The organism is Mesorhizobium sp. M7A.F.Ca.US.002.01.1.1 (genome assembly GCF_004022955.1).
GTDB lineage: Bacteria > Pseudomonadota > Alphaproteobacteria > Rhizobiales > Rhizobiaceae > Mesorhizobium > Mesorhizobium ciceri.
Genome location: NZ_RZQE01000196.1, coordinates 1 through 10,404, shown reverse-complemented (window position 1 = coordinate 10,404; position 10,404 = coordinate 1). Strand labels below are relative to the sequence as shown.

The window sequence follows — 10,404 nt, the reverse complement described above, 5'->3', positions numbered from 1 at the left end:
GCCTATATCATCGCGGCAGCACTGGCGCCGAAGCGTGACGAGGCCGAATTGGCGCGGACGCTGCGGGCGCTGTCGCCTTCGGCAACGCCCAATCCGCGACTGATCGCCGTGGCCGATGCGTTGCTTGAGCGCAACGGCCGCATGGTCGAGGCGATCGAATCGATCGGGCGCGGCGCGGACGCCTTTGAAGGCACGCCCTTTGCGCTGAGGATCGACAGCTAGCTTTGCCCCCATATCGTTGTTCGTCTGATCCGCCTCCTCCATCGCCTCGTTTGTTCAAGAGGATCTGGAATAGCGATGACAGCGCTTGCCACTGGTTTGGAGGCTACGTCAACCACTCCGCAAGCTTCGCCTTGCGCACATCTTGCAGCAGGCTGATGAAGCCGTCGGCCTGATATTCTGCCGTCAGCCGGCCCTTCTCCGCCGTCGCGATGCTGGCGTCGCCGACGACGCCGTTCGGGTTGAGATCGCTGGCGATCCAGGCGAAGGCGTGGGTGCCGGTGTGGCGCAGCAGCGAAAATTCCTTTTCGGCCTTGGCGACATTGGAAACGAAATTGTCTGATTTGCCCATGTCCACGAGGTCCGGCCGGAAATGCAGCATCAGCGAGGTCTCGACATCGCCGCCATGGATGCCGTGACGGTCCTCCAGTTCGGTATACATGCCGGCCGGACGGCCAAAACGCTGCCAGCTGGTCTTCACCGCCAGCATCTTTTCGCGCACGCGCAATTCGCGCGTGACGATGCCCATGATCTCCTCGTTGCCGCCATGCGAATTGACCACGATCAGCTTGCGCACACCGGCGCGCGCGATCGACAGGCCAAGCTCGGTCCAGGCTTCGATCAGCGTGGTTGCCGGCAGAGTGAGGGTACCCGGCGCATGCAGGTGTTCGTTGGACTTGCCCACGGCCTGCACCGGCAGGATGCGGATGTCGAGATCGTCGGGCAGGCGCGAAATGACCGTGTCGAGCATGCCGTTCATGATCGACGTGTCGGTCGAAACAGGCAGATGCGGCCCATGCTGCTCGGTCGCCGCCACTGGCAGCACGGCGATGGTCGCCTCGGGATCGATCGAGGCGTATTCGGTGGTCCGGTAGTCGCCCCACCACACGCGTCTTTTGGGTACGGTCATGTCATGCCTCTTCAATGGTCAGGCAGACCTAGCGCGGGACGGGCGGCCTGTCGATCACCCCGCCGCGATGGCCTCGATTTCGACCTTGAATTCGGGCCGGGCAAAGCCGGAAACAATCATCAATGTCGACGCTGGCGCGGGGCTCGAAAACAGCCGGTCGCGGACGTCCATATAGGGCCGCAGATGCGCGCGGTCGGTGACATAGGCGTTGATGCGCACGATATCCCTGAGACCCAGGCCGGCTTCGCCGAGAATCGCCGCGATGTTTTGAAAGCAGAGTTCGGCCTGCGCTCCGGCGTCTTCGGGAATCAGGTCGTCGGCGGTGATGGCGACCTGGCCCGAGCACAGCACAAGCCGCTTGCCGGCCGGCACCTCGACGCCGTGACTGTAGCGGGCAAAGGGCGGCTTGATGGACTTCGGGGTGAGGAATTTGAACATGGCAATCTCCTGGATGCCGCCACCTAAAGCCGGACTCATTACACCTTCAAGATGGCGGTGCATGTTGCCCGGGCGATTGTGGACAGCCGTTCAAAAAATAGGCACGATGCCTTCCGTACAGCATGACCCGTTCGCGCTTGGCATGGCAACGTCTTTCAAGCGGGCGGTCCCGGCGCCAGACGCCGGTGGCATGTGTCTTGCTTCTTGAATCTTTGGTGTCGAGCCTGGCGCGTGGCGCGCCGGAGCAAACAGAGGGTGGTGTCGATGTACGGAAAACAGAAGATCTCGGTGGCGGTTGTGGCCCTGCTTGCAGCCAGCACGCTGGGTGCGGCTGCGAATGAGAAAGTCACCTTCGGCACCAACTGGTTGGCCGAGCCGGAACATGGCGGATATTACCAGTCCGTGGCGGACGGCACCTACGCCGCCTGCGGCCTCGACGTCACCATCATGCAGGGCGGTCCGCAAGTCAGCGGCCGGCCGATGCTGCTGGCCGGCAAGATCGATTTCTACATGGGCGGCAATCTGCTGTCGGCCTTCGATGCGGTCCAGCAAGGCATACCGATGCGCGTGGTGGCGGCGGATTTCCAGAAGGACCCGCAGGTCATCATGTCCCACCCCGGCGAGGGGCTCGACAAATGGGAGGACCTGAAGAACGCCGACCAGTACATATTGGGCGACGAGGGCGTGCAGACCTTCTTCCAGTGGATGGTCATCGAACTCGGCTTCGACGCCTCCAAACGCGCGCCCTACACCTACAACACCGCTCCCTTCCTCGCCAACAAGAAGTCGATCCAGCAGGGCTACGTCACCTCAGAGCCGTTCGCGGTCCAGAAGGAAGGCGGCTTCGTGCCGAACCAGTTCCTGCTCGCCGACTATGGCTGGGACACTTATTCGACGACGATCGAGGTGATGCAGGACACGATCGACAAGAAGCCGGAGGTGGTCCAGTGCTTCGTCGATGGCTCGGCCAAGGGCTGGTACAAATATCTCTACGGCGACAACAAAGCCGCCAACGACATGATCAAGAAAGACAATCCCGACATGAGCGACGAGCAGATCGCGTTCTCGATCGAGCAGATGAAGAAGTTCGGCCTGGCCGATTCCGGCGACACCGAAAAGCTCGGCATCGGCGCCATGACCGACGCGCGGATCAAGAGTTTCTACGACAAGATGGTCAAGGCCAAGGTCACGCCAGCCGGCATCGACATCAAGAAGGCCTACACGCTGACCTTCATCAACAAAGGCGTCGGGCTCGAGCTGAAGAAATAGGCCGCCCCGGAATGATAAGGGAAAAAGTGGCGCAAGCGCCGGCTGCGTCGGGTGCGGCCCCGACGCTCCTGGCGCTGAAGGGCGTCGGCAAGGTGTTCTCCAACGGCGTGACGGCGCTCAGCGACGTCGACCTGACCATCCGGGAAGGCGATTTCGTCAGCCTGCTCGGGCCGTCGGGTTGCGGCAAGTCGACGGCGCTGCGGCTGATCGCCGGCCTGTCGACGCCAACTTCCGGCGTGCTCGATTGGCGCGGTGGCGGCTCGCTCGACCGCTCGAACATCGGCTTCGTCTTCCAGGAGCCGACGCTGCTGCCCTGGGCCAATGTTTTCGACAATGTCTGGCTGCCGCTTCGGCTGAAAGGCATTTCGCGCGCCAAGGCGACACCGGCGGTAACGGAGATGTTGGCGCGGGTTCACCTGACCGGCTTCGAAAACGCGGTGCCGCGCGAACTGTCAGGCGGCATGAAGATGCGCGTATCCATAGCGCGCGCCATGGTGACCAAACCGCGCGTGCTGCTGATGGACGAACCGTTCGCGGCACTCGACGAGATCACCCGCTTCAAGCTCAACAACGATCTCCTGGAACTGTGGCAGGACGAACGGTTCACCGTCGTCTTCGTCACCCACAGTGTCTTCGAAAGCGTGTTCCTGTCCAACCGCGTCGTCGTCATGGCGGCGCGGCCGGGCAGGGTGTTCGACGAACTCGCCATCGAGGCCTCCTATCCGCGCGACGAGGCGTTTCGCACCTCGCCAGACTATGCGGCACTGTGCCGTCAGGCCTCCGACGTGCTGGTCAAGGCCATCAACTCAACAGCAGGCGCGCATTATGACGGCCATTGACGAGCGGATGCTCCAACTCGATCCCGAGGAAGCACGCCGCGTGCGCCAGGCGCGGTTCGAACGGATCGGCCGCTGGGTGCTGCCGCTGGCGATCATGATCCTGGCGATCTGGCTGTGGGATCGCATCTGCGTGTGGAACGAGATCCCGCAATACATCCTGCCGCGTCCCGGCGTGGTGCTGTGGACGCTCTACAACGATGCCGGCCTGCTGTTTTCCTCGCTGCTGGTCACCTTGCGCATCACCTTTCTCAGCTTGGCTCTGGCGGTCATAGGCGGGGTCGGGCTGGCGGTGCTGTTCGCGCAGTCGAAATGGGTCGAGATGTCGTTCTTCCCCTTCGCCATCGTGCTGCAGGTGACGCCGATCGTGGCGATCTTTCCGCTGATCAACATCTATGTGAACGACCAGACGACCAAGCTTCTGCTGTGCGCCTGGATCGTCGCCTTCTTTCCGATCCTGTCCAACACCACGCTTGGCCTCAACTCCGTCGACCGCAATCTGCGCGATATGTTCAAGCTCAACGGCGCGACGCGCTGGCAGCAATTGCGCTATCTCAGGCTGCCGGCGGCGATGCCCTATTTCCTCGGCGGGTTGAAGATCGCCGGCGGCCTGTCGCTGATCGGCGCCGTGGTGGCCGAGTTCGTTGCCGGTACCACCGGCCAGTCGTCCGGCCTTGCCTCGCGCATCATCGAGGCCGGCTACCGGCTCAACGCGCCGCGGCTGTTCGCGGCGCTGTTCCTGATCTCGCTGACCGGCATTTTGATCTTCCTCGTGCTGTCGCTGATATCGCATCTCATCTTGCGGCGCTGGCATGAAAGCGCGCTGAAGCAGGAGCGCTAGGGTGTGTGACGTGATTGATATGTTGGTGCGAGGCGCCCCCCTCTGTCCTGCCGGACATCTCCCCCTCAAGTGGGGAGATTGGCCGCTGTCACGATCTTCGCCAATCTCCAACATTGAAAAAAATGAGCCGGCACGGACGCTGCCAATCTCCCCCCTTGAGGGGGAGATGCCCGGCAGGGCAGAGGGGGGCAACGCTTGATACCAACCTCCGGCTCTTACCATCTCGCCAATGTTCGCCTTCATCGCTCACTGACGCCAGGCCTTTCCGCGCCCTTCGATGCTGACGGCTTCGGGCTTGCCGACATCGCTGTGGCCGACGGCAAGATTTCCAGCATCACCGCGCATGGCCGATCCGCTGATGCGGTCGACCTGGGCGGCCGTATAATCCTGCCGTGCTTCGTCGACTGCCACACGCATATCGACAAGGGCCATATCTGGCCGCGAAAGCCCAATCCCGACGGCACGTTCATGGGTGCGCTGAATGCCGCCGGTGCCGATCGTGTGGCACGCTGGAGCGCCGAGGATTTGGCGCGGCGGATGGATTTCTCGCTGCGCTGCGCCTACGCCCATGGCACAAGGGCGCTGCGCACCCACATCGACAGCGTCGCGCCGCAGGAGGAAATCTCCTGGCCGGCGTTCGAGGCGATGCGCGAGGAATGGCGCGGCCGCATCGAGTTGCAGGGCGCCTGCCTGCTCGGCATCGAAGGCGTGCGCGACAAAAAGTGGTTCGACAGGCTGGCAAAGAGGGTTGCCGCGGCAAAGGGCGTGCTCGGTGTCGTCACCTATATGGCGCCGGACCTCGAAGAGCTGCTCGACCACGTCTTCGCGCAGGCCATCAAGCATGGCCTCGATCTCGATTTCCATGCCGACGAGACCAACGACATTTCCGCCATATCGCTGAAGAAGATCGCCGAGGCCGCTCTGTGGAACGGTTTCGAAGGAAAGATCCTCGTCGGCCATTGCTGCTCGCTGGCGCGCCAGCCGGATCTCGACGTGCTCGACACGCTGGACAAGGTGGCGAAAGCGGGGCTCGCCGTCGTCTCGCTGCCGATGTGCAATCTCTATCTGCAGGACCGGCGCGCCGACGGCACCACGCCACGCTGGCGTGGCGTGACGCTGCTGCACGAGATGAAGGCGAGGGGCATTCCGGTGGCGGTTGCTTCCGACAACACGCGTGATCCCTTCTATGCCTATGGCGATCTCGACATGCTGGAGGTCTACCGCATGGCGACGCGCATCCTGCATTTCGATCATCCGGTCGCCGACTGGCCGCAAGCGGTCACCGCGACGCCGGCCAAGGTGATGCGGTTTGATGGCTTCGGCACGCTGGCTGCCGGCGGTGATGCCGATTTCATCGTGTTCAAAGGCCGAAGCTGGACGGAATTGCTGTCGCGGCCCGAATCGGATCGCATCGTGGTGCGCGGCGGCAAGGCGATCGACCGCCAATTGCCAGATTATGCCGAACTCGACGAACTGATGGTGGAATGATGGATGTTTCGGCGCTCAAACGCGATCTCGAAGGCCTGAAGGTCGACGACAATCCGGCCATCGTCCAGCAGAAGAGCCGTGACTTCTACTGGTACAGCCCGGTGCTGAAGCAGCAGCTCGACCATGTCACCGGCGACCTGATCGTGACGCCGAAGAACGAGGCCGAACTGATCCGCGTGCTTGCCGCCTGTCATCGTCATGGCGTGCCGGTGACGCCGCGCGGCAGCGGCACCGGTAATTACGGCCAGGCGATGCCGCTCTCCGGCGGCGTCGTGCTCAACCTTGCCGAGATGAACGAGATCAAGTCAATCGCTCCGGGTCGCGTCGTGACCGGGCCGGGGGCGATCCTGGCCGATATCGACAAGGCAACGCGGGCGCATTCCGGGCAGGAACTGCGGCTATCGCCCTCCACCTACAACACAGCCTCGATTGGCGGCTTCATCGCCGGCGGTTCGGGCGGCGTCGGCTCGATCAATTTCGGCGGGTTGCGCGATTTCGGCAATGTGCTTCGGCTGCGCGTGGTGACCATGGAGGCCGAGCCGAAAGCGCTCGAGCTCACCGGCGCGGATCTGCACAAGGTGACCCATGCCTACGGCACCAACGGCATCATATCGGAAGTCGAGATGCCGCTGACCGCGGCTTATGACTGGATCGACGTCATTGTCGGCTTCGACGCTTTCATGGATGCGGCCCGCTATGGCAATGCGCTGGCGTGTCAGGATGGCATCCTGACCAAGCTGATCACGCCGATAGCGGCACCCGTGCCGCAGCTCTATTTCAAGCGGCACCAGAAATTCCTGAGCGACGGGCAGAGCATTTGCCTCGTCATGGTGGCGCAGCATGGGCTGGACGCTTTTCTTGCCTTCACCCGGCGTGCCGGCGGCGAGGTGATCTACAATGCGGCCACGGCGACGCCGGATGAGAAAAAAGGCCTGCCGCCGGCCTATGAATTGGCTTGGAACCACACCACGCTGAGGGCGCTGCGCGTCGACCCTTCGATCACCTATCTGCAGTCGCTCTATCCCTTTCCCAACCAGCTGGCGCTTGTCGAGAAGATGGATGCGATGTTTCCGGGCGAGGTTTTCTCGCATCTGGAATTCGTGCGGCTGGACGGCAACATTACCTGCTTCGGCCTGCCGCTGGTCAAGTTCACGACCGAGGCGCGGCTCGACGAGATCGTGCGCCTGCATGAAGCGAACGGTTGCCCGATCTTCAACCCGCATCGCTACACGCTGGAAGAGGGCGGCATGAAGCAGACCGACGCGGTGCAACTCGCCTTCAAGCGCGAGACCGATCCGCAAGGGCTCCTCAACCCCGGCAAGATGATCGCCTGGGAAAACCCGGACTACGACTACCGTTCCGGGCGGACTTTTTTGTTCAAGGGGCTGCAGAAGGTAGGATGATGAACATCCTCGTCCTCTACGCCCATCCGGTCGAGACCAGCTTCAATGCCGGCCTGCACCGGATGATCGTCGAGCGCCTGACGGCGGCGGGCCATACGGTCGACGACTGCGATCTCTATGCCGAGGGTTTCGATCCGCGACTGACGCGCCAGGAGCGGCTGGACTACCACAACCCACGGGGCCCCGCCGACGCTGTCGCGCCTTATGTCGAGCGCCTGCTGCGCGCCGATGCGCTGGTGCTTTCCTATCCCGTCTGGAATTATGGCTTTCCAGCGATCCTGAAAGGCTTTTTCGATCGCGTGTTCTTGCCCGGCGTGTCGTTCAAATTGGTCGACGGCAAGGCGCAGCCGTCGCTGCACAACATTCGCAAGGTTGCGGCGGTGACCACCTACGGCGGCAGCCGGTTCCGCGCCCTGCTGATGGGCGATCCGCCGCGCAGGCTGATCAAGCGGATGCTGCGCGCCACCGTCAAACCGGGCGCGCCGGTGACCTACCTCGCGCACTACGCGATGAACCTGTCTACCGACGGCACGCGCAAGGCTTTCACGACCAAGGTCGCGGCCCGCATGGATGAGTTCTGATGCGCGCCTTGGTGGTCTACTGCCATCCGGTACCCGAGAGCTTTTGCGCCGCCATCCGCGACACTGCCATCGACGTGCTGATGCGACGAGGCTGGGAGGTGCGGCTGCTCGACCTCTATGCGGAGAAATTCGACCCGGTGATGGGCTGCGACGAGCGGCGCTCCTACAATGACCAGGCGCCGCAGGACCCGGCACTGAAGCCGCATTTCGAACTGCTCAACTGGGCCGAAGCGATCCTGTTCGTCTATCCGACCTGGTGGTACGGACTGCCGGCGATGCTGAAGGGCTGGCTCGACCGGGTGTGGGCGACGGACGTCGCCTTCAAGCTGCCGGCCGGCAAGGGACGGATCAAGTCGCTGATGACGCATGTAACCAAGGTCGGCGTCATCACCACCTGCGGCGCGCCGACCTGGTGGAGCGTCGTCGTCGGCCAGCCGGGACGCAAGACCCTGCTGCGCGGCATGCGGGCGCTGTGCGCGACGCGCTGCCGGACGTTTTTCCTGGCGCACTATTTGATGGATGCCTCGACGCCGGCGACAAGGGCGGCGTTTCTGGCGAAGGTGCGAGGGAAGCTGGAAAGGTTTTGAGAGGGCGACTTTCCCTTCCTTCCCCCACAAAGGGGGAGGCGAGAAGGCACTACATCCTCGTCCGCTCCGATTTCGGATCGTACATCGGCTTCAGCGAGGCTTCCGCCGCAAAACGCTCGCCGGCGATTTCGATCTCATAGGACGACGCCAGCACATCCGCCTCGCTCTCGCCCTCGCAAGGCACATAGCCCAGCCCGACGGCGCCGCCGAGGTGATGGCCGTAATTGCCAGACGTTATCGGACCAACGATCTTACCGTCGCGCAGGATCGCCTCGTTGTGGAAGAGCAGGGGTTCCGGATCCTTCAGCCGGAACTGTACGAGCCGGCGTGACAGGCCGGCTTCCTTCTTGCGCAGCACCGCGTCACGGCCGATGAAGTCGCCCTTGGCGGTCTTCACCGCGAAGCCGAGGCCGGCTTCCAGCACATTGTCCTCATCGGTGATGTCATGGCCGAAATGCCGGAACGCTTTCTCGATGCGGCAGGAATCCAGCGTGTGCAGGCCGCAGAGTTTCAGGCCGACATCCACACCTGCCTCCTCGACCACCTCGAAGACATGGGCCGCCTGGTCGGTCGAGACATAGAGCTCCCAGCCGAGTTCGCCGACATAGGTGACGCGGTAGGCGCGAGCCAGGCCCATGCCGATTTCGATCTCCTGGAACGTGCCGAACGGATTTTTCTCATTGGAGAAATCGTTCGGGCTGACCTTCTGGATCAGCTTTCTCGCGTCCGGGCCCATCAGGCAGAGCACGCTTTCGGCCGCCGTTACGTCGGTGACGACGACGAACTCGTCGGCGACGTGCTTGCGCAGCCAAGCCAGATCGCGCTGCAGCGTGGCGCCTGGGACGACGAGGAAGAACGCCGTCTCGGACAACCGCGAGACCGTCAGGTCACTCTCGATGCCGCCGCGCTGGTTGAGCATCTGGGTGTAGACGATCTTGCCCGGCGCGACATCCATGTCGTTGGCGCATAGTCTTTGCAGGAAAGCACAGGCGTCGCGGCCCTCGACACGGATCTTGCCGAACGAGGTCATGTCGAACAGGCCGACGCCATTCCTGACCGCAAGGTGTTCCTCGCGCTGGTTGTCGAACCAGTTCTGGCGCTTCCAGGAATAGCGGTATTCGCGCTCCTGGCCCTCGCGGGCGAACCAGTTGGCGCGCTCCCAGCCGGCGACTTCGCCGAAGACAGCGCCGCGCGCCTTCAGATGCTCGTGCAGCGGCGAGCGCCTGACATTGCGCGACGTCGCCATCTGACGATAGGGGAAATGATCGGCATAGAGCAGGCCAAGCGTTTCAGAGACGCGCTCCTTCAAATAGCGGCGGTTCTTCTGGAACGGCTGGGCACGGCGGATGTCTACTTCCCACAGGTCGAAGGGGGCTTCGCCATCATTGATCCACTGCGCCAGCGCCATGCCGGCGCCACCGGAGGAGACGATGCCGATCGAATTGTAGCCGGTCGCCATCCAGTAGCCGGACAGTTCCGGCGCCTCGCCGAGATAGTAGCGGTCGTCGGGCGTAAAACTCTCGGGACCATTGAAGAAGGTGTGGATGCCGGCGGTCGCCAGCATCGGCATGCGGTTGACGCCCATTTCGAGGATCGGCTCGAAATGCTCCATATCCTCCGGCAGTTGGTCGAAGCAGAAATCTTCACGGATGCCGTCCATGCCCCAGGGCTTTGCCACCGGCTCGAAAGCGCCCAGCATCATCTTGCCGGCGTCCTCCTTGTAGTAGGCACACTCGTCGGGCACACGCAGCACCGGCAGGCGGGTGAGGCCGGGGATCGGCTCGGTGACGAGGTAAAAATGCTCGCAGGCGTGCAGCGGGATGGTGACGCCG

Annotated in this window: 10 protein-coding genes and 2 pseudogenes; 8 read left to right on the top strand and 4 right to left on the bottom strand. The window is 63.0% G+C overall.

The features are described from left to right. Window positions 1-222 (top strand): annotated as a pseudogene (locus EN932_RS19310) (protein tyrosine phosphatase); the annotation flags it as partial. A gap of 103 nt (window positions 223-325) precedes the next feature. Here the strand turns inward: EN932_RS19310 and EN932_RS19305 are convergent. Beyond that, complete coding sequence (locus tag EN932_RS19305) at window positions 326-1,129, bottom strand: creatininase family protein (protein WP_127384767.1); 804 nt, start codon at window positions 1,127-1,129, stop codon at window positions 326-328. Window positions 1,130-1,183: 54 nt separating this feature from the next. Beyond that, complete coding sequence (locus EN932_RS19300; protein ID WP_024501344.1) at window positions 1,184-1,567, bottom strand: RidA family protein; 384 nt, start codon at window positions 1,565-1,567, stop codon at window positions 1,184-1,186. A gap of 264 nt (window positions 1,568-1,831) precedes the next feature. On the opposite strand from EN932_RS19300, the gene EN932_RS19295 reads away from it, so the two are divergent. Genes EN932_RS19295 through EN932_RS19285 form a run of 3 tightly spaced genes read left to right on the top strand, consistent with a single transcriptional unit; the run spans window position 1,832 to window position 4,513 of the window. Beyond that, window positions 1,832-2,836, top strand: a complete 1,005-nt coding sequence (locus tag EN932_RS19295; protein WP_013531126.1) for an ABC transporter substrate-binding protein — start codon at window positions 1,832-1,834, stop codon at window positions 2,834-2,836. Between the two features lie 11 nt (window positions 2,837-2,847). Then, window positions 2,848-3,675 (top strand): ABC transporter ATP-binding protein, encoded by an 828-nt coding sequence (locus tag EN932_RS19290; protein ID WP_064993741.1) that lies wholly within the window; start codon window positions 2,848-2,850, stop codon window positions 3,673-3,675. After that, window positions 3,662-4,513, top strand: a complete 852-nt coding sequence (locus EN932_RS19285; RefSeq protein ID WP_013531128.1) for an ABC transporter permease — start codon at window positions 3,662-3,664, stop codon at window positions 4,511-4,513. Before EN932_RS19290 ends, EN932_RS19285 begins: the two co-directional genes overlap by 14 nt. Window positions 4,514-4,547: 34 nt before the next feature. Here the strand turns inward: EN932_RS19285 and EN932_RS38960 are convergent. Beyond that, window positions 4,548-4,708, bottom strand: a pseudogene (locus tag EN932_RS38960) (precorrin-3B synthase); the annotation flags it as partial. Here EN932_RS38960 and EN932_RS19275 point away from each other — a divergent pair. Genes EN932_RS19275 through EN932_RS19260 form a run of 4 tightly spaced genes read left to right on the top strand, consistent with a single transcriptional unit; the run spans window position 4,709 to window position 8,572 of the window. Further along, window positions 4,709-6,001, top strand: coding sequence for a cytosine deaminase (locus EN932_RS19275; protein ID WP_127369197.1), 1,293 nt, complete (start codon window positions 4,709-4,711; stop codon window positions 5,999-6,001). It begins immediately after the preceding pseudogene. Beyond that, the gene (locus EN932_RS19270; RefSeq protein ID WP_127369199.1) at window positions 6,001-7,404 is read left to right on the top strand and encodes an FAD-binding oxidoreductase; all 1,404 of its coding nucleotides are present in this window, start codon (window positions 6,001-6,003) and stop codon (window positions 7,402-7,404) included. The genes EN932_RS19275 and EN932_RS19270 overlap by 1 nt, the downstream gene beginning before the upstream one ends. After that, on the top strand, window positions 7,404-7,985 hold the full coding sequence (locus EN932_RS19265) for an NAD(P)H-dependent oxidoreductase (protein WP_164753555.1): 582 nt from the start codon (window positions 7,404-7,406) through the stop codon (window positions 7,983-7,985). Before EN932_RS19270 ends, EN932_RS19265 begins: the two co-directional genes overlap by 1 nt. Beyond that, window positions 7,985-8,572 (top strand): NAD(P)H-dependent oxidoreductase, encoded by a 588-nt coding sequence (locus tag EN932_RS19260; RefSeq protein ID WP_024501339.1) that lies wholly within the window; start codon window positions 7,985-7,987, stop codon window positions 8,570-8,572. The genes EN932_RS19265 and EN932_RS19260 overlap by 1 nt, the downstream gene beginning before the upstream one ends. Window positions 8,573-8,621: 49 nt before the next feature. On the opposite strand, the gene EN932_RS19255 is transcribed toward EN932_RS19260, so the two are convergent. Beyond that, the coding region (locus tag EN932_RS19255) for an FAD-dependent oxidoreductase (RefSeq protein ID WP_164890539.1) at window positions 8,622-10,404 on the bottom strand (1,783 nt) is incomplete at its 5' end.

Excerpts from the sequence above, each read along its gene's own strand:
- EN932_RS19305 (WP_127384767.1), bottom strand. The coding sequence starts at position 1,129 with ATGACCGTACCCAAAAGACGCGTGTGGTGGGGCGACTACCGGACCACC.
- EN932_RS19300 (WP_024501344.1), bottom strand. The coding sequence starts at position 1,567 with ATGTTCAAATTCCTCACCCCGAAGTCCATCAAGCCGCCCTTTGCCCGC.
- EN932_RS19285 (WP_013531128.1), top strand. The coding sequence starts at position 3,662 with ATGACGGCCATTGACGAGCGGATGCTCCAACTCGATCCCGAGGAAGCA.
- EN932_RS19290 (WP_064993741.1), top strand. The coding sequence starts at position 2,848 with ATGATAAGGGAAAAAGTGGCGCAAGCGCCGGCTGCGTCGGGTGCGGCC.
- EN932_RS19265 (WP_164753555.1), top strand. The coding sequence starts at position 7,404 with ATGAACATCCTCGTCCTCTACGCCCATCCGGTCGAGACCAGCTTCAAT.
- EN932_RS19260 (WP_024501339.1), top strand. The coding sequence starts at position 7,985 with ATGCGCGCCTTGGTGGTCTACTGCCATCCGGTACCCGAGAGCTTTTGC.
- EN932_RS19270 (WP_127369199.1), top strand. The coding sequence starts at position 6,001 with ATGGATGTTTCGGCGCTCAAACGCGATCTCGAAGGCCTGAAGGTCGAC.
- EN932_RS19295 (WP_013531126.1), top strand. The coding sequence starts at position 1,832 with ATGTACGGAAAACAGAAGATCTCGGTGGCGGTTGTGGCCCTGCTTGCA.